Annotated in this window: 31 protein-coding genes and 1 other annotated feature; of the genes, 29 read left to right on the forward strand and 2 right to left on the reverse strand. The window is 43.9% G+C overall.

The annotated features are described in order from the left end of the window. The first annotated feature begins 9 nt into the window (after window positions 1-9). From mreC to yajC, 26 genes are all read left to right on the forward strand, one after another. Window positions 10-870 carry a rod shape-determining protein MreC gene (gene mreC / locus BLR82_RS18305; protein ID WP_074600886.1) on the forward strand — a complete coding sequence of 287 codons (861 nt, stop codon included), beginning with the start codon at window positions 10-12 and terminating at the stop codon, window positions 868-870. Continuing rightward, entirely contained in the window at window positions 870-1,409 is a 540-nt protein-coding gene (gene mreD, locus BLR82_RS18310) for a rod shape-determining protein MreD (protein ID WP_083334938.1), read from the forward strand. The genes mreC and mreD overlap by 1 nt, the downstream gene beginning before the upstream one ends. Window positions 1,410-1,471: 62 nt before the next feature. After that, window positions 1,472-2,158, forward strand: coding sequence for a septum site-determining protein MinC (gene minC / locus BLR82_RS18315; RefSeq protein ID WP_139187007.1), 687 nt, complete (start codon window positions 1,472-1,474; stop codon window positions 2,156-2,158). Continuing rightward, the gene (gene minD / locus BLR82_RS18320) at window positions 2,151-2,951 is read left to right on the forward strand and encodes a septum site-determining protein MinD (protein ID WP_074600889.1); all 801 of its coding nucleotides are present in this window, start codon (window positions 2,151-2,153) and stop codon (window positions 2,949-2,951) included. Before minC ends, minD begins: the two co-directional genes overlap by 8 nt. Before the next feature lie 362 nt (window positions 2,952-3,313). After that, on the forward strand, window positions 3,314-4,171 hold the full coding sequence (locus tag BLR82_RS18325) for a M23 family metallopeptidase (protein ID WP_083334939.1): 858 nt from the start codon (window positions 3,314-3,316) through the stop codon (window positions 4,169-4,171). Continuing rightward, complete coding sequence (locus tag BLR82_RS18330; RefSeq protein WP_083334940.1) at window positions 4,155-5,024, forward strand: M50 family metallopeptidase; 870 nt, start codon at window positions 4,155-4,157, stop codon at window positions 5,022-5,024. Before BLR82_RS18325 ends, BLR82_RS18330 begins: the two co-directional genes overlap by 17 nt. 12 nt (window positions 5,025-5,036) lie before the next feature. Next, window positions 5,037-6,497, forward strand: a complete 1,461-nt coding sequence (locus BLR82_RS18335; protein WP_074600890.1) for a ribonuclease E/G — start codon at window positions 5,037-5,039, stop codon at window positions 6,495-6,497. A gap of 36 nt (window positions 6,498-6,533) precedes the next feature. Beyond that, window positions 6,534-6,608: a sequence feature (ribosomal protein L21 leader region), on the forward strand. 15 nt (window positions 6,609-6,623) lie between these two features. Beyond that, window positions 6,624-6,932, forward strand: a complete 309-nt coding sequence (gene rplU, locus BLR82_RS18340; protein WP_026569819.1) for a 50S ribosomal protein L21 — start codon at window positions 6,624-6,626, stop codon at window positions 6,930-6,932. A gap of 11 nt (window positions 6,933-6,943) precedes the next feature. Further along, a complete protein-coding gene (locus BLR82_RS18345) occupies window positions 6,944-7,276 on the forward strand; it encodes a ribosomal-processing cysteine protease Prp (protein ID WP_074600891.1) in 333 nt (110 codons plus the stop codon). 15 nt (window positions 7,277-7,291) lie between these two features. Beyond that, window positions 7,292-7,582 (forward strand): 50S ribosomal protein L27, encoded by a 291-nt coding sequence (rpmA, locus tag BLR82_RS18350; RefSeq protein WP_026569821.1) that lies wholly within the window; start codon window positions 7,292-7,294, stop codon window positions 7,580-7,582. Between the two features lie 132 nt (window positions 7,583-7,714). Next, complete coding sequence (locus BLR82_RS18355) at window positions 7,715-8,245, forward strand: Spo0B domain-containing protein (RefSeq protein ID WP_074600892.1); 531 nt, start codon at window positions 7,715-7,717, stop codon at window positions 8,243-8,245. A 14-nt stretch (window positions 8,246-8,259) separates the two neighbouring features. Then, on the forward strand, window positions 8,260-9,540 hold the full coding sequence (obgE, locus tag BLR82_RS18360) for a GTPase ObgE (protein WP_074600893.1): 1,281 nt from the start codon (window positions 8,260-8,262) through the stop codon (window positions 9,538-9,540). Window positions 9,541-9,585: 45 nt separating this feature from the next. Further along, the gene (locus tag BLR82_RS18365) at window positions 9,586-10,035 is read left to right on the forward strand and encodes an ACT domain-containing protein (protein WP_074600894.1); all 450 of its coding nucleotides are present in this window, start codon (window positions 9,586-9,588) and stop codon (window positions 10,033-10,035) included. A 13-nt stretch (window positions 10,036-10,048) separates the two neighbouring features. After that, window positions 10,049-10,918: a prephenate dehydratase gene (gene pheA, locus BLR82_RS18370; protein ID WP_074600895.1), complete on the forward strand. Its 870-nt coding sequence runs from the start codon at window positions 10,049-10,051 to the stop codon at window positions 10,916-10,918. A gap of 188 nt (window positions 10,919-11,106) precedes the next feature. Continuing rightward, a complete protein-coding gene (gene safA / locus BLR82_RS21525; RefSeq protein WP_074600896.1) occupies window positions 11,107-12,213 on the forward strand; it encodes a SafA/ExsA family spore coat assembly protein in 1,107 nt (368 codons plus the stop codon). Further along, complete coding sequence (locus BLR82_RS18380) at window positions 12,206-13,174, forward strand: phosphotransferase (RefSeq protein WP_074600897.1); 969 nt, start codon at window positions 12,206-12,208, stop codon at window positions 13,172-13,174. Before safA ends, BLR82_RS18380 begins: the two co-directional genes overlap by 8 nt. A 28-nt stretch (window positions 13,175-13,202) precedes the next feature. Further along, complete coding sequence (nadE, locus tag BLR82_RS18385) at window positions 13,203-13,940, forward strand: NAD(+) synthase (protein WP_074600898.1); 738 nt, start codon at window positions 13,203-13,205, stop codon at window positions 13,938-13,940. A gap of 73 nt (window positions 13,941-14,013) precedes the next feature. Beyond that, window positions 14,014-14,532 carry a YhcN/YlaJ family sporulation lipoprotein gene (locus BLR82_RS18390; RefSeq protein WP_074600899.1) on the forward strand — a complete coding sequence of 173 codons (519 nt, stop codon included), beginning with the start codon at window positions 14,014-14,016 and terminating at the stop codon, window positions 14,530-14,532. 526 nt (window positions 14,533-15,058) lie between these two features. Beyond that, a complete protein-coding gene (locus BLR82_RS18395; protein WP_074600900.1) occupies window positions 15,059-15,808 on the forward strand; it encodes a YebC/PmpR family DNA-binding transcriptional regulator in 750 nt (249 codons plus the stop codon). Between the two features lie 138 nt (window positions 15,809-15,946). Further along, window positions 15,947-16,504, forward strand: coding sequence for a BofC C-terminal domain-containing protein (locus BLR82_RS18400; RefSeq protein WP_175486855.1), 558 nt, complete (start codon window positions 15,947-15,949; stop codon window positions 16,502-16,504). Between the two features lie 156 nt (window positions 16,505-16,660). Beyond that, a complete protein-coding gene (ruvA, locus tag BLR82_RS18405; protein ID WP_074600901.1) occupies window positions 16,661-17,272 on the forward strand; it encodes a Holliday junction branch migration protein RuvA in 612 nt (203 codons plus the stop codon). Between the two features lie 59 nt (window positions 17,273-17,331). Beyond that, window positions 17,332-18,333, forward strand: a complete 1,002-nt coding sequence (gene ruvB / locus BLR82_RS18410; protein ID WP_074600902.1) for a Holliday junction branch migration DNA helicase RuvB — start codon at window positions 17,332-17,334, stop codon at window positions 18,331-18,333. Between the two features lie 5 nt (window positions 18,334-18,338). After that, a complete protein-coding gene (locus BLR82_RS18415; protein WP_074600979.1) occupies window positions 18,339-18,530 on the forward strand; it encodes a DUF2905 domain-containing protein in 192 nt (63 codons plus the stop codon). 19 nt (window positions 18,531-18,549) lie between these two features. After that, window positions 18,550-19,578, forward strand: coding sequence for a tRNA preQ1(34) S-adenosylmethionine ribosyltransferase-isomerase QueA (gene queA / locus BLR82_RS18420; protein WP_074600903.1), 1,029 nt, complete (start codon window positions 18,550-18,552; stop codon window positions 19,576-19,578). 33 nt (window positions 19,579-19,611) lie between these two features. After that, a complete protein-coding gene (gene tgt / locus BLR82_RS18425) occupies window positions 19,612-20,748 on the forward strand; it encodes a tRNA guanosine(34) transglycosylase Tgt (RefSeq protein WP_074600904.1) in 1,137 nt (378 codons plus the stop codon). Between the two features lie 15 nt (window positions 20,749-20,763). After that, window positions 20,764-21,027 (forward strand): preprotein translocase subunit YajC, encoded by a 264-nt coding sequence (gene yajC, locus BLR82_RS18430; RefSeq protein ID WP_074600905.1) that lies wholly within the window; start codon window positions 20,764-20,766, stop codon window positions 21,025-21,027. Between the two features lie 303 nt (window positions 21,028-21,330). Here the strand turns inward: yajC and BLR82_RS18435 are convergent, their stop codons facing one another. Then, window positions 21,331-21,717: a TIGR04086 family membrane protein gene (locus tag BLR82_RS18435; protein ID WP_074600906.1), complete on the reverse strand. Its 387-nt coding sequence runs from the start codon at window positions 21,715-21,717 to the stop codon at window positions 21,331-21,333. Between the two features lie 161 nt (window positions 21,718-21,878). On the opposite strand from BLR82_RS18435, the gene BLR82_RS18440 reads away from it, so the two are divergent. Together BLR82_RS18440 and BLR82_RS18445 are read left to right on the forward strand one after the other, a co-directional pair. Then, on the forward strand, window positions 21,879-23,177 hold the full coding sequence (locus tag BLR82_RS18440; RefSeq protein WP_074600907.1) for an ArsB/NhaD family transporter: 1,299 nt from the start codon (window positions 21,879-21,881) through the stop codon (window positions 23,175-23,177). Window positions 23,178-23,255: 78 nt separating this feature from the next. Continuing rightward, a complete protein-coding gene (locus BLR82_RS18445; protein WP_074600908.1) occupies window positions 23,256-23,924 on the forward strand; it encodes a DUF421 domain-containing protein in 669 nt (222 codons plus the stop codon). Window positions 23,925-24,216: 292 nt separating this feature from the next. Here the strand turns inward: BLR82_RS18445 and spoVB are convergent, their stop codons facing one another. Further along, complete coding sequence (gene spoVB / locus BLR82_RS18450) at window positions 24,217-25,773, reverse strand: stage V sporulation protein B (protein WP_074600909.1); 1,557 nt, start codon at window positions 25,771-25,773, stop codon at window positions 24,217-24,219. Window positions 25,774-25,895: 122 nt separating this feature from the next. On the opposite strand from spoVB, the gene BLR82_RS18455 reads away from it, so the two are divergent. Next, entirely contained in the window at window positions 25,896-26,192 is a 297-nt protein-coding gene (locus tag BLR82_RS18455; protein WP_074600910.1) for a post-transcriptional regulator, read from the forward strand. Window positions 26,193-26,220: the final 28 nt, after the last annotated feature.

Consider the following 26,220-nt stretch of genomic DNA (forward strand, 5'->3'; position numbering starts at 1 on the left):
TGTTAATTGATGTCTTTTTTTAGAAGAACTCGTTTGTTTATCATTCTAATTGGTTTTATTGTGCTGGTTGGCTTAATCGGATTCTCTTTGAGCGATCGGAGCAACCTGACAGTTGGCGAGGAATTCTTGAAGGATACGGTCGGATGGCTGCAGGGAGTGGTCCACCGGCCGGCAGAGTTCACCAGCAGTATTTTTTCCAATATTGATGAAATCAAACACACATATGAAGAAAATCAACTATTGAAGGAGCGCTTGGCTGATCATAAGTCGCTGCTCTATGAGATACAGGAACTAAAACAGGATAACGAAGAACTGCGGCAAATACTGGACAAGACCGAGTCTATTTCCGATTATGAACCGATTCAGGCTTCTGTAAGGAGCCAAAGTCCGGAACCTTTTTTCAAGGAAGTCACCATCAACAAGGGAAAACAGGATGGCGTCAAAAAAAATATGGCAGTCATTACAGGGCAAGGGATGGTCGGCAAAATCCAATCTGCAGCCGAGTTTTCTTCCACTGTCCAATTGCTTAGAGGCTTTGACGGATCCAACCGGATTTCTGTAACGGTCTCACAGGAGGACAAAGAGGACGAGTCAGGATTTGTCATTGGATATGATGAAGAAAAAGAAGCATTGATGTTAAAGCTAAATTCCTATGAATCGGAAGTTGAAGAAGGTGCCTTAGTCGTTTCTTCCGGTATGGGAGGGGTGTTTATCCGCGGTCTAGAGATAGGGATAGTGGAGGAAGTTACCCCGGATAAATACGGTCTTACCCAAATGGCTTATGTGACTCCTGCAGCCGATGTAGATAACATGGATCATGTGATCGTCGTTAATGCAGCAGATGGAAATCAGCAGGAGGAGGAGGAATAATGGCAAAATTCTATCTTCCTTTTTTTCTTTTACTCCTGTTGGTGTTGGAGGGTGTCGCCGTTGATTTCCTCCCGAACAGCCTGGTAACCGGCCGCTGGATGATCGCAGCTCACTGGGTGTTGTTATACTTAGTGTTAATCAGTATTTTTTACGACTTGGAAAATACATATGTATCGGTGTTATATGCCATCGTCTTCGGTTTGATGATTGATATCGTTTATACCAGCGTTTTAGGCGTTTACATGTTTATCTATCCATTAGTCGTCTATGGAATTCACGGGCTGAAGAAGCTGCTTCACACCAATTTTCTGGTGGCATTGGTACTTTCCGCCCTTGCAGTTGCTCTTGCAGATACTGGCATTTACATTGTGTACTCCTTTATCGGGTTGACCGAGCTGCCTTGGCAGGATTACTTTTACATCCGTCTGATCCCGACTCTTTTGGCCAACGTGTTGTTTTTACTCCTTATTTATCCATTGACTAAACCGAAGTTGGTCAAGTGGTCAACGGAACGTTTCAACACTTCTGGAAAGTTGTAAGATTCAAGAGGATGTTATTAGTCCAAGAAAAGATTAATTAAAAAGGTTTGAGGTGAATGATCGTGGCAGGCAGCAAGCAATTAATAACGATAAAAGGAACCCGGGATGGTCTAACCCTGTATATTGATGATTCATGCTCATTCAATGAAATGCTTACCGAACTCGAAGTAACTCTGTCCACTAATCATGTGGCAGAAGATGAGCCGATGATCACCGTGACCATCCAGCTGGGGAATCGTTATTTACATGAAAATCAAGAAGAACAACTGCGTGAGTTGATCCGCAGTAAAAATAAATTGGTCGTTCAATCGATCGAATCAAATGTCATTCCGAAAAAGCAGGCACTGGAATGGCTGGAGGACAGTGAAGTCAAGGTGATTAACAAAGTAGTCCGTTCAGGTCAGGTAATCGAGGTCCAGGGGGACGTGTTGTTGATCGGGGATGTTAATCCTGGCGGAAAGATTATGGCCAGTGGAAACATCTTCGTGATGGGTAACTTACGGGGAGTCGCCCATGCGGGAGTGCCGAATAATCGTGAGGCGGTGATTGCCGCTGCTTACATGAAGCCAACCCAACTGCGGATAGCTGATTACATCAGTCGTTCCCCGGACTATGAAACAGAAGGCGTTTACATGGAATGCGGAATCATCGACCACGAGAAAGAAAAAATCATCATAGACCGTCTTCAGATTCTGGCACGTAAACGTCCGGACATAAACGGGTTTGAAAGGAGAATGATACATGGGTGAAGCAATCGTAATTACTTCTGGTAAGGGCGGTGTGGGTAAAACCACCACAACGGCCAACATAGGTACCGCTCTCGCATTAATGGAGAAAAAAGTTTGTCTGATCGATACGGATATCGGGCTTCGTAATTTAGACGTTGTTATGGGGCTTGAAAACCGGATTATTTATGATATCGTCGATGTTATCCAGAAGCGCTGTAAATTAAAACAGGCGCTGATAAAAGATAAACGATTTGATTGTTTGTATCTGCTTCCTGCTGCCCAGACGAGTGATAAATCTGATCTTACTCCTGAAGGGATGGAAGCGATTGTCGCGGAATTAAAACAGGAATATGATTATATTTTAATAGATTGTCCTGCCGGCATTGAACAGGGTTATAAAAATGCGGTTGCTGGTGCAGATAAGGCGATTGTCGTCACCACACCAGAAAAGTCAAGCGTGCGGGATGCAGACCGTATCATCGGTTTGTTGGAAAAAGAGGAAAATGTGGAACCGCCTCATTTGATCGTAAATCGTATTCGTAATCATATGGTTAAAAATGGCGATATGCTTGATGTGGATGAAATAGTACAAATCCTGTCCGTTGAACTGCTGGGCATTGTCGCAGATGATGATGAAGTGATCAAAGCATCCAATCACGGCGAACCTGTTGCTTTTCACCCAAATACAAAAGCATCACTGGCCTATCGGAATATAGCCCGGCGGATTCTTGGCGAGACGGTACCACTTTTGTCTCTGGAAGAAGAAAAAGGCATGTTTGCCAAAATGAAAAAATTCTTGGGGATGCGTTCCTGATTCTGATATGTTTGCTACCAATCTCTCAACCTGTCATCAACAGTTGAGAGATTTTTTTGTTATTAATGCCGTTACAGCGAGAGAAACATGCATGCTCTCCTTGAAAATTGTTTGCTAACTGACTGGCCGGTGCACACTTCGTTTTCTGCGTGCGGTGAGTAATTTTTATGCAAAAAACATTTCCTCCTGTTTTTTCATGTTCATCCTGTTCCCGCAGGATTCTGTGGATGTTACCCTTCCTACTCTGAAAGAGAATTTCTGAAATGAGGGTTAATTGATCTTTATGGAACTTATTGTACACATTCTCGCTGGAACATAAAAAATAGCTCCGCAGCATAGGAGCGGAATAAACAGATGAAAAGATGAAGCTAGAAGGTATTAGAGGATTCGGACAGGTATATCTGTTTTCGTTGCTTCATAGACTTGTACAAATCCCGCAAAGGAAAGTGAAGCAAATGAAAAAAGATGTCAGGCAAATTCGAAAAAACATTGCCAAAAGAAAAAAAGAACATCCATTGAGCCATACGGTTCCGGATAAACAAGTAGTGGCTCCTTTCCCTCAAGAGGAAGAAAAACATGGTTATCTGCCTTTTAATTCGAGTCAGGGGACAAGCCCACGTTCACGCAAAGAAAGTTTCGCTGCCACCTTAATATTGAAAGGGATACTGGCTGGTGTCCTGTTTTTTGGCGTCTCCATGATCCATCAGTTGGATGCTGACTGGGTTGACCGTCCAAAACAATGGACAACCCAAGCTTTTTCTGAAGAATTTCCGTTTGCTTCCGTGAATGCATGGTATCAAAATAAATTCGGCAGCCCGTTGGCAATGGTGCCGAACCAGGAAGAAACGGAGGAGCTTCCAGCTGTTCTACCAGTGAACGGGACAGTAAGCCAGTCATTTCAATCAAATGGGGAAGCGATCCGGATAGCTGCCAGTGAAAAATCTGAAGTAGTCGCTGTAGAAGACGGCACGGTGATCTTCGCGGGCAATAAATCGGATACTGGAAAAACAGTCATTGTCCAGCATGCAGACCGGAGCAAAAGCATCTATGGATATTTGACCGATATCGATGTGTATCAATATCAATTTATTGGGGATAATCATGTGATTGGGCAGTTTGATCCTGTAGAAGGAGAGAAACAAGACATTTACTTTGCAATACAAAAAAACAACCAGTATCTCGATCCGGTTCAGGTGATGCAAGTTGACGAGCAGCCATAACATGGTTCCGCAACTGCATATTCACCCGATACTATGGTTATTCGCACTTACAGCCGTCCTGACTGGTACACTTGCAGAATTTCTGATTATATTTTTTATTGTTGTCGTTCATGAGCTTGGCCATTACTTTACAGCGAAATGGTATGGCTGGCGGATAAGAAAGATCAATCTCTGGGTCTTTGGCGGGGTGATGGAAACAGAAGAACATAGCAGCAGGCCCATCAGGGAGGAAGCCTGGATTGTTGTCGCCGGCCCGTTGCAACACCTATGGATATACGCAATGCTGTTTTCTTTTAAAGAAATTTCCGTAGTACCTGCTTCCATCATCGAAATTGGCTTACTGTACAACACGACCATCTTGTTATTTAATTTGCTGCCGATTTGGCCACTGGACGGGGGCAAAATGGTATTTTTGTTTTTATCCTATTTTTTTCCGTTTAAACTAGCCCACACCATGACAATCGTCAGTTCGATTGCCTTCTCTTTGTTCGCGGCTGTCTCGTTCATTCTGTTTTTCCCATTCACATTGAGCGCAGTCATGCTGACAGGTTTTATCTTATGGGAAAATAGATTAGAATGGAAACAGCGTTATTATATCTTTTTGCGGTTTCTGTTAAAACGTTACTTAACGGAAACTCCTGAAAAATCGAAAATCCGGCCGGTTATCGTTTCCCCCAGTACAAGACTGCTTCACGTGTTTTTTCAATTTAAGCGTGGCCAGACACATCATATTTATGTGAAACCAGCCAAAAGGGGTTCCGACTGGCTGGAAGAACAAACCTGTCTACATGCATACTTCAAATTGAAGCAGCACCAGATAAGTGCAGGTGAATTACTTAGCCGCTCCAAGTGAGGATGAAAATCATTGTTAACCATTAATATACAAGCACAAGCAACAGAAAAAGTCGGAATCATTGAAGAAAATGGAGAAGTCAAAGAGTTTGTCGTCGATCGTCCAGGATGGGAGGACCAAGTCGGTAATATTTATCAGGCTCAAGTTTCCAAAATCGAGAAGGGTCTACAGGCTGCCTTTGTCGATTTTGGTGCCTCGAGACCTGGATTTTTACTTAAAAAAGAACTTCCTGAGTCTAGAAAAAATTCAGAACGCAAACTGGAAAATATGCTAACCCAAGGTCAGCGTCTGTTCGTGCAAGTTCAAAAAGCGGCATATGGCGATAAAGGAGCAAAGCTTACGGCTAATCTTACCCTGCCGGGAATTTCAGTTATATATATGCCCTTTGGAGGCTATGTGGCTGTTTCTAAAAAAATTGCCGAACCACAGCGCAGCGAGTGGAGAGAAAAGTTGGGATCCATTCTTAATCAGGAAGAGGGGATTATCATCCGGACCAGTGCTGCGCAAACCGATTTCGTGTGGGTTGCGGAAGAATTGAACAGGCTGCGTCAGCAGTGGAAGGAGATTTCGGGAAAAGCAGTGTCTGCCAAAACTCCTTCCTGTATATTTGAGGACCGATTGATTCCCAACCGCTTGCTGCGGAGTTTCGAACCGGACAAAGTGGACAGAGTAGTGATGGACAGCGCGGACTTGGTCCGAAAGGTTAGACAAGATTACCCTGCTTTAGCGGGAAAAACAGAATGGAAGAAAGACCTGATAAAGGAACTCCCTTACTCTGTAAATCAACTTTTTGAACATGCAATCAGGAGACGCGTCAAGTTGCACAAGGGGGTAGAGTTGTACATAGACCAAACGGAAGCATTGACGGCTATCGATGTCAATTCTGCTTCTTTTACAGGAAGAAACAGCAAGCAACATACCGCGGTTAAAGCAAACCGTTTAGCGGCAGAGGAGATTGCCAGACAATTGCGGTTGCGGAATATTGCTGGTATCATTATCGTAGATTTTATCAACATGGATAGAGAGGAAGACCGTTCCGATTTGATCCACTATTTTCGACAGCACTTGGCTGGCGACCCGATAAGAACAGAGATTTATGGATTTACGAAGCTTGGTTTATTAGAGATGACCAGAAAAAGAGAGTCGTATTCTCTTTCGCATTTGCTTGTGGACAATAGTAATAGCGGAATGGCGCTTTCTGCTTCAACGCTGGTCTACATGCTGGAAAGGGATTTATATGAAGCATCTTACGGCGGGGCCGAGGCAATAGTGGTGGTGGCAAGTTACGAATTGATAGAGTTATTTTCACAGTTGCTTTCCTTGCCAGAACTTTCGGCAAAATTGAGCTATACGTTATACACTGTAACCGACAACAGCCTGAGAGGTTATCAGATCGGTTTTGCAGGCAGCCAGGAGCAGGCAGAAGTGTACCTCGATGGCAAAGCAGCAGAAAGTATTGACAAACATTTTTAAACTATGGTAACATCAGTATGTTATTCATCGTAGCACCCGATGCTACAACCGCTCAGAACAGGTCGATAAGTCAACCTCGTTGACACCTGAATGGCGAGTCTTAGTCTAACGAGGAGGTGCAGAAGTATGTACGCAATTATTGAAACTGGTGGTAAACAAGTGAAAGTAGAAGAAGGCCAAGCTATCTACGTAGAAAAAGTAGAGGGTGAGGACGGCGCTACTGTCACTTTTGATAAAGTACTTGTAGTCGGTGGAGATGACGTGAAAGTCGGCGCTCCATATGTAGATGGTGCTACTGTAACTGCTAAGGTTGAAAAACAAGGCCGCGGCAAAAAAGTAACTGTCTTCAAATACAAGCCGAAAAAGAACTACCATCGTAAACAAGGTCACCGTCAGCCTTACACCAAACTGACCATTGATAAAATCAATGCATAAGGTTTGCTAGCATGATTAAGGTGACTGTGTACCGTAAACAAGGCAATATCCATGCGTTTGAATTAAGCGGTCATGCTGATAGTGTATCAGAAGGCTATGACTTGGTCTGCGCTGGTGTTTCAGCAGTTTCTTTCGGATCTGTAAATGCCGTTATCCGTCTTTGTGAAATGGAACCAATCATTGAACAGGCTGGTGAAGAAGGCGGTTATTTACGGATGGAACTGCCTGAAAACTTAACAGAACAAACAAAAGCGAAAGCATATTTACTGCTTGAGGGTATGATGGTATCCTTGGAGACCATAGCTAGAGACTATGGGAAGTATATTACCATCTCTGAAAAATAAGGAGGTGCAAACCAAATGCTACGTCTTAATCTACAATTTTTCTCACAGAAAAAAGGTCAAGGTAGTACGAAAAACGGCCGTGATTCCGAATCGAAACGTCTTGGTGCGAAGCGTGCAGACGGACAATTCGTAACAGGCGGATCTATTCTTTACCGCCAACGCGGAACAAAAATCTATCCAGGTGCTAACGTAGGACGCGGCGGCGACGATACGTTGTTCGCTAAAGCTGACGGCATCGTTAAGTTTGAACGTGTGGGACGCGATCGCAAAAAAGTGAGCGTGTATCCGGAAGTACAAGAAGCTTAATGGAAAAAAGACCCTAACCAGTAGAGGCTAGGGTCTTTTTTTATGCCTGTACATAAATAGAAATTAGCCCTGTTTTCGTTCTCCGGCTTTTTTGCTATAATTTTGATAACTGAGTGGGGGGCGGATAACAAGATGGAACCCGAAAAGGTTGTAGATCTATTAAGTCATTATCGTCATGATTGGATGAATGCGATGCAGTTGATTAGTGGATATGCCTCAATGGGCAAACTAGATAAGGTAAAGGAAAAAATCCACCAAATCAGTGCTGAAATGGAAAAGGAACGAAGGATTACGAGTGCATGCTTGCCGCAAATAGCTTTATGGGCGATAAGTTTTAACTGGCATCACAGCAATTTTCGGCTTGATTACGACATTTCGCTGGAGTCAAACGGGTATTCTATTTATGATGAAGAGATAGTGTCTCGGCTGAATAAGCTGATAGAGGTAATCGGCCGGCATACAAACGAAATGGAAATGTATGAGGGGAATCTTACGCTTCATTCTGATCAATTGGATCAATTGGTTGTGTTGTTGGAATTTTCAGGGGTGTACAATACGCCTGAAAAAATGAGCAAAGAGCTGTCTGAACTTGACGAACGATTTCTTGTTAAGGTCTCAGAAACAGAAAAAAATCGGTGTACAGTCAAATGGGTGTGCAGCTGAAGAGGTGATCAACTATGTTTGTCGATCAAGTAAAGGTGTATGTAAAAGCAGGCGATGGTGGAAATGGCCTGGTTGCTTTTCGGAGAGAGAAATATGTGCCGATGGGCGGACCTGCCGGAGGAGACGGCGGGAATGGCGGGGATATTGTGTTTGAAGTGGACGAAGGCTTGAACACATTGATGGATTTCCGATACCAAAAACACTTTAAAGCAAAACGTGGAGAAAATGGCATGAGCAAGGGACAGCACGGAAAAAATTCTGAACCATTAGTATTGGCTGTTCCCCCGGGAACAACGGTGAGAGATGATGATACAGGGCAAGTCATTGCTGATCTTGTGGAACATAAACAACGGGCAGTGATTGCTCAGGGCGGACGCGGCGGACGGGGAAATATCCGGTTTGCGACTGCGAGAAATCCGGCACCGGAATTGGCCGAAAATGGAGAGCCCGGACGAGAGCGCTATATCCAAATTGAATTGAAGCTGATAGCGGATGTTGGTTTAGTTGGCTTTCCTAGTGTAGGGAAATCAACTTTATTATCGGTTGTCAGTGCGGCAAAGCCGAAAATTGCCGATTACCATTTCACTACTTTATCACCAAATCTCGGAGTAGTAGAAACGACGGATCAGCGCAGTTTTGTCATGGCTGATCTGCCTGGACTGATAGAAGGTGCCCATGAAGGGGTTGGATTAGGACATCAGTTTCTGCGGCACGTGGAACGAACCCGGGTAATTATCCATGTGATCGATATGGCGGCCAGCGAAGGACGGGATCCATACGAGGATTATGTAGCTATTAATAAAGAATTGAAGGAATACGACATGGCATTGGAAAATCGGCCGCAGATAATTGTCGCTAATAAAATGGACATGCCGGGCGCCGAAGAAAATCTTAAGAAATTCAGGTCGAAATTGACGGACGATTATCCTGTCTATCCAATTTCTACCGTAACAAGAGATGGGGTACGCGAGCTATTGTTCGCTGTTGCAGATTTACTCGATACCATTCCCAAAGAGAGCACGCCGATCGAGGAGAAAGAAGAACGTGTTGTTTATAAGTATGAGCCGGAGCAGGAAGGTTTCCAAATCACCCGTGATCCTGACGGTGCATTTGTCCTTTCCGGCGAGCGTATCGAGAAGTTATTCCGTATGACCGACTTCAACCGCGATGAGTCCGTCCGTAGGTTTTCCCGGCAAATGCGGGGGATGGGAATCGATGAAGCCCTCCGAAAGCAGGGAGCCGAAGATGGGGATACAGTACGACTGCTGGATTACGAATTTGAGTTCATAGAATAGAGTACTGGCAGGCGGAGCTAGGCAATAACAAAGGGGAATAAACCGATGGCTGAAAAAGAGGAAAAATTTTATCTTGTACGAAGCGACATTCTTCCTGATGCCATGAAAAAAACGATTGAAGCGAAAGCGCTGATTGAACGCGGCAAAGTGGAATCTGTATTTGATGCTGTGAAACAGGTCGATTTGTCGCGGAGTGCTTTTTATAAGTATCGGGATGCAGTATTTCCTTTCCAGGCAATGGTAAAGGAGCGGATGATCACCTTGTTTTTTCACTTGGAAGACAGGGCAGGTACATTATCCAACTTGCTAGATACGGTAGCAAAAGCAGGAGGAAATATTCTGACTATCCACCAGACGATTCCGCTCCAGGGAAAGGCCAATGTGACGTTATCCTTGAATACTTCCGCAATGACTATTCAAATCGAGACGTTGATCCAACAATTGAAACGGCTGGATTTTGTCGATAAAGTGGAAATATTAAGTTCTGGTGCTTAGAACAGGGGGAAGTATGGTGACAAAGAAAATAGGGTATTTGGGGCCAAAGGGGACCTTTACGAAAATTGCAGTGGATTCCCTTTTTAATGGGGAAGAAAAAGCAGATTATGCGACTATTCCTGAATGTATGGACGCCGTAGAAAATGAAGAAATCGATATAGCCGTCGTGCCATTGGAAAATGCAATCGAGGGAACGGTCCACTTGACGATTGATTATATGATCCATCAAGTCAGACTGCCTATCGTTGCAGAAATAGTCGTTCCAATCAAACAGCACTTGCTGGTAAACGAAAGAGCGACCGACTCTTTTGTAGATATCGCCCATGTGTATTCACACAGCCATGCAATTGCTCAGTGTCATCAATTTTTACATAAACACTTGCAGCAGGCGGATGTGCATTACACTACTTCCACAGGGAAGGCGGCAGAAATGGTTGCGGCCTCGGATCCGACCGCCGCAGCAATTGGCAACAAACTTGCTGCTAAAGAATATGGTTTGAAAATTTTGGCGGAGGATATCCATGATTATCCGAATAACCATACAAGATTTGCAGTGTTATCGAAGCAAGAGGAACCCGTAATCAGCAGCGGGCATGCTGCCGGCACGCAAAAAACAACCTTATTGATTACGCTTCCGAGCGATTATGCGGGTGCATTGCATCAAGTGTTGTCCGCTTTTGCGTGGCGGAAAATGAACTTGTCCAAAATCGAATCCAGGCCGATGAAGACAGGGCTCGGAAACTATTATTTCATTATTGATGTCAACCAAGCTTATGACCAAGTTTTGTTTCCCGGGGTGAAGGCCGAATTGGAGGCGTTAGGCTGTAAAGTGACACTCCTCGGTACCTATCCCGTTTACCAAATGAACACGGATGAAGTGTGAAAAGTCTAGCTGCCGGCAAGGATAAAGAAAGTCATCCCTGCCGGCAGCTTGTATTTTTTGGGTATATTTTTCATGATCATGGAATATTTCATCAACCTTTCTGGGGCATTCGCATATGTTGTATGGAATTGTTCTGTAATTCAGGCTCGCTAGTGTCTGCCATAATTATACAGAAGGGAGTTTCAGTATTGAGAATTCATGTAGTGCAAAAAGGAGAAACACTGTGGGAAATAGCCAAAAAGTATGGAGTGGATTTTGAAGAACTGAAGCAGGTGAATACGCACCTGTCCAATCCGGATATGATCATGCCGGGAATGAAAATCAAGATACCTGGCAATTCAGTTCAAGTTAAACAAGAGGGGAGTTTAGATAAGGAAATGCAGCAATACCCTCCCCAAACTGCGCAGCAAAAACAAAAGAAGAAGCAACAGGAAAGCCAGCAGAAGCCTAAGGAAAAAGAAAAGCCGGAAACACAGCCACAGGCTGGTAAACAGCCTGCGAAGCATCCTTGGAAGGATACTTCGCCAAAAGCATTTCCGGTAATCAAGGAAGATGACCATAAGAAACCAGCTTCCAAAATGATGGATGTACCAAAAGTGCCGATGATGGAACAGCATATGGAAAAGTTCCCAATCAATATGACCGTCCCGAAAATGCCATCTTATGAGTCGCCAAAAAAACACGAGGATAAAAAATGGAAACAGGAAAAACCGGCTTATGAAATACCTGCACAGACATTGCCAGCACAACAACCAATGCCTATGCATTATTATCAACCGATGCCATATTGTATTCCGATGCAGCCTATGACCATGCCGGTACACCATTATCCGATGGGTGAGACCGTACCGTGTGGCTCCCAGTTCGGTGCAGAGAATATGACGGCCAATCAATCATTTTCTTATCCCACCGTGCAAGGTGTTTCACAGGGAATGGAAGACTTGATGGAATCCTCTTCGTCGATGGAAATGACCCAAATGCCACAAAACGTAGCAGGAATGTACAGTGATGATTGCGGATGCGGCGGTTCTCAAACCTTGGGGCAGTATGCCGACCCTAACCAGTCCATGGCTGGATATCCGGGTCAGCAATGGCCGGGTTATGGATACCCGGGCTTTATGTCCCCGCAGGGTATGCAGCCATTTGGTGGACAGATGATGCCTCAGCAAATGTACCCTGCCTACAATCAGCCATCCTACCAACAATTCCAGCCGCAGCAGCCATATACAGGGATGACAAATTTCAATCCTCCATATCCGCCATATTCTCGGGAGGAAGAAGAAGAAAGTGAATAAGCTGGCACTTAGAGACGAAGCCTTTCAGGCTCGTCTCTCTTCCTTTTTACAAACGAAGGCACATCTGTGTCCGGAAAAATTAAGGTACCTTAAGCACGCCGTCTTTGTTCTCCGTGATAATTGTGGCCAGGAATATATCCTGAAAGGAATCAAACAAAGGGCATCAGTGCAGCAACAGCTCGATTTTCAAGTGGCTTATCCTGATCCGAACATTGTCAGGTTTGTCCATTTTCCAAATGGGGAACTCTTTTTATATGAATATGGTTACTATTGGCTTTTAATGCCTTACCGGGAGGGACTATCCCTTCAGTTCGCCAACAAACAAGATAGGGAAATGGCCGTGGAGGTTCTCCGGAATTTTCATTTGGCAGCCAGGGGAATAAACGTAGCGGATCCGGTCATCCGGTCTCCGTTAGTGTATAAGTGGGAAAAACGGTTGCACAGGTTTTCTAAAACCCGTTTTCTCTTTGAGGCTGCAGGTAAAGATTCATTGGCCCGGGAAATCATCGACACGACGGCCAGCCTTTTGGAACGACTACGGAAAGACATTGACTGGTACACAATGGAAAAAACAGCCGTGGATAGACGCAGTTGGACACACGGTGATGTCGCATCCCATAATTTCTTACGAACAAACTCGGGCACTGTGAATGTTATCGATTTTGATTTGCTTAGTATGGCTCCTGAAAGTTACGACTGGATTCAACTTGGCCAGCGTTTTTTGCCTTATGTCAACCATGATATAAAACAATTGTGCAGCCATCTCTTCTTGAAAAAGGAGGAGGAAATTGAATTTATTTTAAGAAGTGTTGCAACACCGGTCGATTTGATTAGAGAATGGCTGTTGTTTTCCCGAAGAAAGCGATCATGGAAGCAACTGTCCGAATATGTGTCCAACTTGGAGGAGAAATGGAAGCAGCGGGTTAAATTTGTGAAAGACGTAGAAATTGTGCTAACATAAATTATTATCAAACGGGAGGAGACATACGATGCAGGAAAAAGTAGAAAAGATTGTAGCATGGCTTCAGGAAAAAATCGAAGAATCTGGAGTGAAGGGTTTATTGGTAGGCGTTAGTGGCGGTATCGATTCTGCCGTTGTTGCCCATCTAATAAAACGGGCGGCGCCGAATCATTCACTAGGTGTAATACTCCCTTGCAAAAGTAACCCACAGGACATGGAAGACGCCAAAAAGGTGATTGACAGCTGTGGAATTGACTCAATAACTGTTGACTTATCAGAGACACATGACGTATTGTTCAACAACATTCAAACCCAGCTTAACGACCAGCAGTCTGTCAATCCGGATAACCAGCAGCTGGCGGATGCTAACCTACGCGCCCGTCTACGGATGAGCACCTTATATGCTTTAGCGGCTAATTATCAGTACTTAGTAGTCGGAACCGATAACGCGGCAGAATTTTATACTGGCTATTTTACCAAGTATGGAGATGGCGGTGTAGATTTGGTCCCATTAGTCAGCCTGGGTAAAGGCGAGGTCCGGAAAATGGCGGAATATTTGGGCGTACCGGATGATATTGTCCATAAACAGCCTAGTGCAGGACTATGGGAAGGCCAAACTGACGAGAATGAAATGGGCACGACTTATGAGAAAATCGACAAGTATTTGAAAGGCGAAGAAATCCCGCAAAAAGACAAAGAAATTATTGAGCAGCTCCATAAAAAGTCTGCTCATAAGAGGGAAATCGCTCCAGGACCATCCTTGTAAAAACTGCTCCCAGAAAATAACTGATTAAAAAATCTTCCTTATCCCATTCTACAGGGTAAGGGAGGTTTTTTTATTGAATAAACTACTATTATTCGTCTTTGGCTGTTTGCTCTTTCTTCTTGCAGCAGGGTGTTCCGATCAGCAGGAAGAAGGACAAATGATCAGTGAGGACATGGAAGACTCGACCATGCCGATCGACTATAGTACACATGATGAGGCGGAAAGCAAGTTGGATGATGGGAAGAATCAAAATGGCCAAGAGGAAAAAGCACAGGATATTACCGGCTACCAGGAGAACCTGCCGCCAGGCCAGCAGCATTTGGAAGGTTTCTATAATGAGCAGTCTCAATCCATTTCCGAGGACTTAAATAAACTGGATGAAATCAAACTTGCTCAGGTTTACGTTAGCGATGATCGGATCATTGTATCTCTTACTTTGAATCAGGAGTATGATGACAAGGCTGCATCGATAGCAGATAAAGTGTACAGCGAGGTGGAGCGCCAAGCTGAAGGCAAAGAGGTCCTTGTTTACAACGGGGATATTTATTGGAATCAAATGAGAGATCGGGATGCCAGAGAACCAGCCAGGTGATACATTTGGAAGGAACTTAGCCTTTGCACAGTAGTTGCTGTAGCAAAGGCTTTTTTGCGCTGGAAATCAATACATTGAATAGCAGTAAATCCGGTTTATAATACTTGGACAGCTTGAGAAGGAGAAAAGACGGAACCCCAACTGTTTTTAGATAGAAAGGCACACATTTACAGAAAACCGTTTTAAGAAGTCTTGTTGGGAAAGTCTCTATGCTAGCACTAATCAGCATGCCTCTTAGCGCAGGAGCATACACAGACTCTGCGGGGAAAGCGCGAGCTGAAGAACCAATTGGAAAAGCTATTTTCTTTACCAAGTTAGCTGAAGCCGTGCCCGTGGAAAGCGAAGTATGCTGCCGAAGCGGTGGTTAACTAACACGCTGCATTTATCTCTTCAAAAATCAGCTTCAAAATATAAACATTTATAAGGTAAAAATTTTATGTTATAGTAAGAAAGGAATTTTTTCTCAACTTTTACTTACAGGCAGTGCCTGACTGAATTATTCAGCATTAAGAGAGGAGAATGTCCTATGGCTGGTCATTCTAAATGGAAAAATATACAACGACGCAAAAATGCACAGGATGCAAAGCGCGGGAAAGTATTCATGAAGATGGCGAAGGAAATATTCGTCGCCGCGAAACAGGGCGGTGGGGATCCCGAAATGAATCCGTCACTCCGTTTAGCAGTCGATAAAGCAAAAGCAAATAATATGCCGAATGATAATATCGAGCGTGCGATAAAAAAAGCGACTGGTGACCTGGAAGGCGTAAACTATGAAGAAATGACATATGAAGGCTACGGACCAGGCGGGGTGGCTGTGATGGTGAAAGCTTTGACAGATAATAAGAACAGGACTGCTTCTGAAGTTCGCTATGCTTTCAATAAAAATGGCGGGAACCTCGGTGAAAATGGATGTGTAGCGTTCATGTTCGATCGAAAAGGCTATCTTGTCATTGATAGAAGTACAACAGACGCGGACGAGGATGAAATGTTGTTGGCGGTCATAGAAGCCGGCGCGGAAGAAATGGAAACGACGGATGACGTTTTTGAAATCTATGCAGATCCGGAAAACTTCTCTGAAGTGAAACAGCAGTTGGAAGATAATGGATACACGTTTACCACGGCAGAACTGACGATGATACCACAGACACTCTCACCGCTCGGCGAAGACGAAGCGAAACAGATGATCCGTCTAGTGGATATGCTCGAAGATAACGAAGATGTTCAGGATGTTTACCATAACCTGGACGCGGACGAGGAAATCCTCGCCCAACTATAGAGTGCCTCTTAACCGGCTGTCTCATGGGAAACAGCCGGTTTTTCTGTACGCTGATCACTCTTCATTAGGATAAAAAGTGTGAAAATGGCCAAACTGTCAAATAGAGGTTTAGTTATATTAACACATGGGGTGAATAGTGTGAGAAAACGACGGAAGCTTTTTGTCTGCAGTATGGCAGTTATAGGGATAACCAGCGTATTGCTACAGTTTGGTTTAATACAATCAACCGGTGAGCGGACGACTCGGGCGGCAGAACAAGAAGTACAGGTTACGGAAAAAGAACCGCTTGTATTGGAAGTGACCTTGCAGAAACAGTACATGGACGGACATGTAGAAGAAAGCACACATGAGGAAAAAATTTGGGCAATGGAAGACTTCTGGTCCTATTACCATGATTGGCAGGTAGTTGAGCAGCAGGAAGGAAAGGTTGTCTTAAAAAAAGAAATAGCAGATATATCCCCGTATATGAAGGAGAATGGTTATTTCGGTTTATCAGATGATCAATTGGCTATTTTTGAAGGATTACCGATCCATGAGCAGGTGATACAGTCCTTTTATCAGATTGATACAGGTGAGTTGGAGAGTTATCAGAGACAAAGGCTTCAGGATGGGATTAAAATTGAATCCAAGCAAGTTTACGAATATGTTCTGGAGGCTTATCGAGGTATGGCTCCTCAACGCTCAGTTAACAGTTAATGGAGGATTCCGGTTACCAGCCGGAATCCTTTTTACCATTTTGCGCGAAGCTGCCTACATTACCGAAGTATGCAGGAGGAAGAAAACAGTTATACGAACATACGCTTGTATGGTAAGATAGATACAGGCTACTATTGATAAGGGAGAATAATCGTAATGATTGCATACATAAAGGGAAATTTGGAAGCAGTGAATGAAGAAGCTGTAATTGTAGAAGCGAATGGAGTTGGTTATGAAATTATTTGTGCAAACCCATTCGCATTTCAGGATGCTTTAGGTGAGCAAGTGCTGATTTATACGTATCATTACGTCAGAGAAGATAATCAAACCTTGTTTGGTTTTAAAAAAACAGATGACAAATTATTGTTTTCTAAACTGCTGAATGTATCGGGTATTGGTCCGAAAGGGGCGTTAGCCGTTCTTGCTTCTGTGCGGGTAGAAGAATTCGTATCGGCTATCGAAAGGGAAGATGATAAGTTCTTGACACAATTTCCGGGAATCGGCAAAAAAACGGCACGTCAAATGATCCTCGACTTGAAGGGGAAGCTGCCTGATGGATTTGCAGCTGTCGCAGTGGAAACGGCCGCCCAATCTTCGGAAGCGGAAGCTCTCCAGGGAAACAATGCCTTAGAGGAAGCAATTGCCGCTATGAAGGCGTTAGGATATTCTGAACGGGAAGTAAAAGCAATCGTACCGACATTAAAACAGGAACAACATGAAAATCCCGATCCTTATATCCGCAAAGGATTGGCTTTGTTGATGAAATAAGCGCTGTGCCATAAATGAATCAACCAGAGAGAATTTCTTATTGGTAAAGGGGAGATAACGTGGAAGAACGAATGATTTCCGGCGAATTGCAGGAAGACGACCAGTCGATGGAGCTTAGCCTGCGTCCGATCAACCTTGCACAGTATATTGGACAAGACAAGGCAAAGGGCAATTTGCGTATCTTTATAGAGGCAGCCAAAATGAGAAATGAGCCGCTTGATCACGTTTTACTTTATGGACCTCCAGGACTCGGGAAAACGACATTGGCTTCCATCATAGCCAATGAAATGGGTGTGCAATTTCGTACCACATCAGGACCCGCGATCGAGAGGGCGGGTGACCTTGCAGCGATACTTTCATCATTGGAAGCTGGAGATGTTTTGTTCATTGATGAAATTCACCGGCTGCCCAGGGCGGTAGAAGAAATTCTTTATCCCGCGATGGAGGATTTTTGCCTTGATATTGTCATAGGTTCCGGTTCCAGTGCCCGATCTGTCCGGCTTGATTTGCCGCCGTTCACGCTAGTAGGTGCTACGACACGAGCAGGTTTGCTGACAGCTCCGCTGCGAGATCGGTTTGGAGTCCTCAGTCGGCTGGAATATTATGAAACAAAGGATCTGTGCGCCATTGTGGAAAGAACCGCTGATATTTTCCAAGTAGGAATTGAAAAAGAAGCAGCTACTGAAATCGCCAGACGGTCCAGGGGCACCCCCCGGATTGCCAACAGGTTGCTAAAAAGAGTCAGGGACATATCCCAGGTGAAAGGCGAGCAGATTATTTCGCAACAAACAACTCAAACGGCATTGGAAATGTTGCAGGTGGATGCTGCAGGTCTGGACCATATCGACCATAAACTGCTAATAGGGATTATAGATGGATTCAACGGGGGACCTGTCGGATTGGATACGATTTCTGCGACTATAGGCGAAGAATCCCAGACAATTGAAGATGTGTATGAACCGTTCTTGCTGCAGACTGGATTCATCCAGCGCACGCCGAGGGGAAGGCAGGTCACTGCTAAAGCATATCATCATTTCAACCGGGAGGTGCCGAAAGCTTGACCGGAATGGGAAAACTATTTATTGTAATAGGAGTCGTTTTTATTATCATTGGATTGTTGTGGGGGATATTCGGCAGGCTTCCTGGCGATATTAGTTTTAAAAAAGGCAATGTGTCCTTCCACTTTCCGATTATGACCTCAATTGTGGTCAGCATCATCTTATCGGTGATTTTGTTTATCATAGGAAAATTCCGATAAAATAGTAAGGAGATTGACGATGGATATAAATGATTTTGATTTTGACTTACCAGAGGAATTAATCGCTCAAACACCATTGGAAGATCGGACTGCTTCCCGTTTGCTTGTAATGGACCGCGAGAAACAAACAATCAGCCATCAGCACTTTTCCGACGTGATTGATTATTTATCACCTGGCGATTGCCTGGTTTTGAATGATACAAAAGTATTGCCGGCAAGACTTTATGGCAGCAAACAGGATACTGGCGGAAAAATAGAAGTTTTGCTGCTTCACCAACAGCAGCAGGATGAGTGGGAAGTGCTTGCGAAACCTGCTAAAAAAGTAAAAGAAGGAACAGTCATCACATTCGGTGACGGACAACTGAGGGCAGTCTGCACGGGGGTCAAAGAGCATGGTGGAAGAGTTGTCCGGTTCGAATATGACGGGATTTTTCTAGAAGTGCTCGAACAGCTTGGTGAAATGCCGCTCCCTCCATACATAAAGGAGCAACTGCCGGATAAAGACAGGTACCAAACAGTCTATGCAAAAGAAGAAGGCTCAGCAGCAGCGCCTACAGCCGGACTTCACTTTACCGAGCAACTGCTTGAACGAATTAAGGAGAAAGGTGTCGAGCTCGCCTTTGTTACACTTCATGTCGGTTTGGGGACTTTTCGGCCGGTCAGTGTGGATAGTATAGAAGAACACGATATGCATAGTGAGTTTTACCACATGTCGGAGGAAACAGCTAATCAGTTGAATAGAATTAAAGCTGCTGGAGGAAAAATTATATCAGTTGGTACGACTTCGACAAGAACACTGGAAACTATCACCCGGGACAATGATGGAAAATTCACACAAGCCAGCGGCTGGACGGACATATTCATCTATCCTCCTTACCAATTTACAGCAATTGATGGACTTATCACGAATTTCCATCTTCCGAAGTCAACGCTGATTATGCTGGTAAGCGCGCTGGCCGGGAAGGATTTCATCCTGAAAGCGTATCGAGAAGCAGTCGATCACCGATACCGTTTTTTCAGTTTCGGAGATGCGATGCTGATTGTATAAGTCACAACAGACGACAAAGAAAGGGTGCAGTTAATGCCAATCACCTATGAACATATCAAAACATGCAAACAAACAGGAGCCCGATTGGGACGTGTTCATACACCACACGGTTCGTTTGATACGCCGATGTTTATGCCTGTCGGAACGCTTGCGACAGTAAAGACAATGAGCCCGGAAGAACTGGAGGAGATGGGGGCTAAAATCATCCTCTCCAATACCTATCATCTATGGTTGCGTCCTGGTGAAGACATCGTAGAAGAAGCTGGCGGCCTTCATAAATTCATGAATTGGGATGGGGCAATTTTGACCGACTCGGGCGGGTTCCAGGTTTTCAGTCTAAGCGATCTACGGGATATTGAAGAGCAAGGGGTTCATTTTCGGAATCACATTAGTGGCGAAAAATTGTTTTTATCCCCTGAAAAAGCAATTCAAATCCAGAATTCCCTTGGTTCGGATATCATGATGGCATTCGACGAATGTCCCCCATATCCAGCATCCCATGATTATATGAAAGCTTCAGTGGAAAGGACGAGCAGGTGGGCTGAGCGCTGTCTGGCGGCTCATAAACGTCCAGAAGAGCAAGGGCTGTTTGGAATTGTCCAGGGCGGTGAGTATGAAGAATTGCGTCGTCAAAGTGCACGGGATCTTACTTCGCTTGATTTTTCCGGTTATGCCGTCGGAGGATTGTCTGTCGGAGAGCCGAAAGATGTCATGAATAAAGTGCTGGAGTTTACTACTCCATTGCTGCCGACAAACAAACCGCGTTATCTGATGGGCGTAGGATCTCCTGATTCTTTGATTGACGGGGCAATCCGGGGAATAGACATGTTTGATTGTGTGCTACCTACTCGGGTTGCGAGAAATGGTACCTGTATGACTTCTAACGGCAGACTTGTTGTCCGCAATGCTAAGTATGCTCGGGATTTCGGGCCGTTGGATGAGAATTGCGGCTGCCATGTTTGCCGAAATTATTCCAGGGCTTATATTCGGCATTTGATTAAGGCTAACGAAACATTCGGCTTTCGTTTAACTACTTACCATAATCTTTATTTTCTGTTAGAATTAATGATGCAAGTCCGCGAAGCGATAAAAGAAGATCGTCTTGGCGATTTCAGAGAGGAATTCTTTGAACAATATGGTTTCAACAAACCGAATGCAAAAAACTTTTAGAAGGGAGGAAATACGATGGATATCTTAGCATCATTAGCACCGATCATTTTAATGTTCGTTATTTTTTATTTTCTTTTGATCCGTCCGCAGCAAAAGAAGCAAAAACAAGTTCGTCAAATGCAGTCTAATCTGAAAAAAGGGGATAAAATTATCACGATTGGCGGTATGCATGGAACCGTGCATGCGCTGGACGAGGGTACACTTGTTTTAACTACTCAAGATGGCACAAAGATTACATACGACCGTTCTGCGGTGAGGGATGTAGTTTCTCAAGACTAAAATCATACGTTTTTGTTTTTACAAACTCCGAATGCATCCCTATATGTGGGAGCATCGGAGTTTTTTATCTTTCTTTTTACCTTGGTAATGAAAGTAAGTAATACCGAAAACCCTCAGCCCTGAAGCAGTGTTGTCGCTCCGCTTTGCATAGGACAGGTGAATGGAAGAATGATGTATTTTGGAGAGCTGGAGTAGATAAGGTTTTGAAACAACAAAAGAAACAAGACTCGAAAATTCGTCCGGTCTTGTTCCTAAAGACAGAAACTGACAGAAGGGCTTTTTACTCTTCTTCACGCTTTGCTACTATTTAGAATCGTTACTTTCCGAGCTTAAATTGACCCCCAGCATGCCTCCGATTACCGATGCTGCTAAGAATCCCCCGTAATGAACGAGCTGTTCCAGCCTAATTCCCGTGCGGTATCCAAGATACTGGTAAAGCAGAATAAAAAGTATAAAGCCCAATCCTGTCAGACACCCCAATATCCATCCCTTTTCCTTCCCTTTCAGGCCAGAAATAAGCCCACCGATGAATAGTGCCGCAATACTGACTGCGATGGTCGTCCAATTCAAAGCAGCCTCCCCAAAACTGGTGAACTTCAACAGAATGGATAAAATCAGGCTTGCTGCCAGGATAATTCCCAATGCCGTAATCCATCCATAAAGAAGTGCGGTCAATCGTGCTCGCGCCATCTGATTACCTCCCTATGTGTTTGTCCCTTTTGTAACAGCTTATTCGAGTTTTTTTAAATTAGAATTAAATATTTGCCCAAGCTGTGAATACATTCATAGTAATGGTTTTATAAAAGAAAAGCTCGAACAGGAAGCGTTATCTGCAGGAAGGAGAGAAAAATATGTCTGCAGTGGTGGCCATTGCTATATTTATTATCAGTTATTTTTTCATCATGACCGAGAAAATCAACCGGGCACTTGTTGCTTTATCCGGAGGAGTTCTGCTTCTGCTTACTGGCATTTACCAATGGGAAGATGCTTATACGCATTACATCGATTGGAACACCATTGCATTATTGTTTTCGATGATGGTACTCGTTTCGATTACGAAAAAAACGGGGCTGTTTGAATTTATCGCAGTTACATTTGCTCAGAGGGTGCATGGGGATCCCATCCCACTGTTAGTTGGCTGTTCTGTCCTTACCGCTCTTGGCTCTGCATTGCTCGATAACGTGACAACCGTACTTCTGTTTGTTCCGATTGTTTTGACTTTGACCAGGCTGTTACAACTCCCGGCATTTCCATATTTATTGACAATCATTTTTAGCGCCAATATTGGAGGCACCGCTACCTTGATCGGTGACCCTCCAAACATCATGATCGGCCAGGCAGTCGAGCACTTAACGTTCCTTTCGTTTATTGTTCATCTGGGACCGGTTGTCGTCATCCTGTTTTCAATCATGATGGTTTCTATTATTCTTTTATTTCGGAATAAATTGCAGAAAAACGAGGATCGAATTGATCAGTTGATGGGTATGGATGGAACAACCTATTTAAAGAAGACACCGATGTTGTATCAGTCGGTTACGGTCCTTCTATTGACAATCACAGGTTTTTTGCTTCATCCAGTATTTCATATTGAATTGACAACTGTAGCAGTAGCGGGAGCACTTTTATTACTTCTTCTCACTGACAAGGAAGCTGGTACAGAAAAAGTATTTCAAGAGGTGGAATGGATTACTTTATTCTTCTTTATCGGATTATTCATGCTTGTGGGTGGATTGGAGAAAGTAGGAGTCATCGACGAATTGGCTAGAGGAATTATGATGCTCACAGAAGGGGACTTGCCCTTTACAGCTTTGTTGATTTTATGGACGGCCGGCCTTTTCTCTGGAATTATCGATAATATCCCGTTCGTTGCTGCAATGATTCCAGTGGTTAAGGAATTTCAATCATACGGAATGGCGAACCTGGATCCGCTCTGGTGGTCTTTGGCGTTGGGGGCTTGCCTGGGAGGCAACGGGACTTTAATCGGGGCTTCTGCCAACGTGGTAGTAGCGGGACTTGCAGAGGGGAATGGACAGCGGATCCCTTTTCTTCGGTTTCTATGCTATGGAATCCCGCTTGTCATCATTTCTTTAATTGTGTCGACCGTTTATATTTATTTTCGCTATCTGGTTCCTTTCCAGCAAAGCTTGTAAGCAAGCATTACCTTCAGCATAAAATCAAGTCTATTAGTAATAATAACTGTAATTGTGATTGTGGGAAGGAACTTGTTTATGGAAATTGAACTGGGGAAGATAATATTCCGCACTGTTTTTACCTATTTAATCATCGTGGTGATTTTTCGGTTGATGGGAAAGAGGGAAATCGGAGAATTAAGCCTGCTGGATATCGTGGTATTCATCATGGTAGGGGAAATGGCGGTGTTCGCAATCGAGGAACCCAAGTCGAATATCGCCCAAGCTATCATACCTATGGCTATTTTGCTGCTCATACAGCGTTTTACTGCCTGGGCCTCTTTGAAAAATCAACGATTTCGTGGATGGTTTGAGGGCAAACCTTCAGTGATCATTTCGAAAGGGAAAATTGATGAGCATGAAATGCGCAAACAACGATACAATTTTAATGATCTAATGCAACAGCTGCGAGAAAATGGTACTAAAAGTATTCAAGATGTTGAATTTGCGATTCTTGAAGCTTCCGGTAAATTATCCATATTTGAAAAGTCGGTTAATGGCAGTGATGGTATCTCATCAGAAGGCTATGTTGTACCTGTAATCGTGGACGGAAAAATCCAGTATGGTGCTTTGGAAAAAATCGATAAAAGCGAAGACTGGCTATTGGGAGAAGTGAACAAGCGGGACCTCACGATTGAGCAGGTTTCTTTTTGCAGTATCGACAAAGATGGTCGAATATTTGTCGATATAAAAAATGAAAAAAAATAGATGGTAAATCCTTCGATATGTACTATCGACCGGATACGGAACGGGAATGTGCTTTCCGAGGATGGGGCTGGTGAGCCACCTCGAGCTTTCTTAGCCCTCCGGGGTCTCACCGTATATCCTAAACAGGCTTCTCAGATATGGAGAAGTTGTTTTTTTTCACTTCACGGAACAGAATGTTGTCCGTCCGCTTGCCCGTACTCTACTTTAGCTGATTTAGTTTTGTTTGTTTGGCCGCTTTCCTTACAATTTATGCCCTTTTTCAAGTAAGACACGGCAGGTTCTCTGTACTTTCCTATTTACGGATGAAACGATTAAAAATCGGCAATTGATGCAACTCGGCCACCGATAAAAACTTGAACTGGAACAGTAAAACGAGATAGAAGGTACCCAGTACTGTAAGTGTGCAAAGGAAAACCACCAGATTGTCCGCATATCCTGGAATCAATTGCTTTAGCAGCTTTCCTGCCCACCAAGTAATAGAAAACAAACAGGCCATTTTTAAAAAATCCAGCCATGGTAGTTTGAAGTGAATGACTTTTATCAATGTCGCCAGGTGGAGCATGGTTCCGAGCACTACACCTACAATCATTCCCAAGGCAACCCCCATGATCCCAAATTGAGGGTTGGTAGCAAAGATAACCAGGACAATGAATTTTATGCCTGTGCTAATTATGCTATTCCACATAGCTTCTTTAGCATAATTTAACGCCTGCAGGGCAGCATTTAATGGAAACTGGACATACAACATAACAAAGAACGGAGCCATCAGTACCAAAAATCGACTCGCACTGCTGGTTCCATACATGAATTCAAGTATGGGAACGGAAAACAGCATTAAAATCACAGTTGCTAAAGCACCGGAAGCAAACGAAATCCGGATTGCCTGATGAATGCGATAATGCACGAGTTGTTTATTCTGTTTGGCGTCTGCTTCACTAATATTAGGTACCATGGCAACAGCAAGTGAGTGGGTGATGAAGGTCGGCATGAACAGTAGTGGAAGTGCGTATCCTGTAAGCGAACCATAAAGTTTTGTTGCAGCTACCGTATGAAATCCTGCAATCGCTAGACTTTGTGAAACGAGAATCGGCTCAATAAAATTGGAAACAGAACCAACAAGACGGCTTCCAGTGCCGGGCAGGGCTATCGACATAAGTTCATTGAATGTCTGCCGTCCAGATTTAATATATTGAAGGACGTCAGCCCGCAGTTTGATGCGTTTCTTTGTTTTAAACATGCGCAGCATAAAAAACAACGAACAAAGTTCACCCACAATAACAGAAAACATGGCGCCGGCGGCTGCGAATTCGACTCCATAGGGAAGAAACAACTTTACTAGGAATGAAACACAGCAAATCCGGACAATTTGTTCTATGACTTGGGCATAGCTCTGTGGTTTCATGTTTTGTCTTCCTTGGAAGTAACCCCGGATGACAGAGGAAACAGCCGAAATCGGCACCATCGGACTGATTGCGAGCAATGGATATAGCGTCCGTTCATCTGTTAAAAACTTAGTTGCTACAACCGGGGCAATCAATATTAGTCCTGCGAGGAAAATGATACTCAGCGTCCCGGTTATAGTCAGGGAAATAATTAGAATCCGTTTGATTTTCTTTAGGTCGCCATGCGCTTCTGCTTCAGCGACACGCTTAGAGATAGCAATGGGCAGCCCGAACTGGGTGAGGGTATAGACGAGGAACAAAGTCGGTAAGGCCATCATATACAGTCCTATTCCTTCCTCCCCCATTAATCTTGCCACTATGATTCGGTTGATGAAGCCTAGAAATCTGGTAATCATGCCAGCTGCTATCAAAATCAGGGTCCCCTGAAGAAATGTTTGCTTGGTCACAAGTAACGACCTGCCTTCTCAAATTTTTATAATTCATATACAATGAATGTATATGCAAGGTAGTTGGCCAAGCATGACAGGCAGGGATAAAAATTATTAAACGCTAGAGGGGGCGCACCATTTTGGAAGAAAGACTGGTTGATGAGTGGAAGAAAGAAATGGATTTGATACTGGAAAGCAAAGTGGAAGAGTTTAAATTGATGGGGTACTCCCGGGCGACTTCAAATGATGTGTGGAATTGTCTCAAGAAGAAAGTGTGGAAGGGTAATCCTTCAAAGCGTGTTCATGAAGTCGTGGGAGATATTTTTCATTTAAGTTCAAATATTTATATGAGTTATTTAACCGTTCAAGCTTATCAAGACGACGATATAATGGCATCAATCGCCGCTTTATCCGGCCCTGTCGAAGAAGAAGGTTAAGAATAGTCCATTGACCTTCATGTAAATA

This window comes from Sediminibacillus halophilus (genome assembly GCF_900103695.1).
In the GTDB taxonomy this organism is placed as follows: domain Bacteria; phylum Bacillota; class Bacilli; order Bacillales; family Amphibacillaceae; genus Sediminibacillus; species Sediminibacillus halophilus.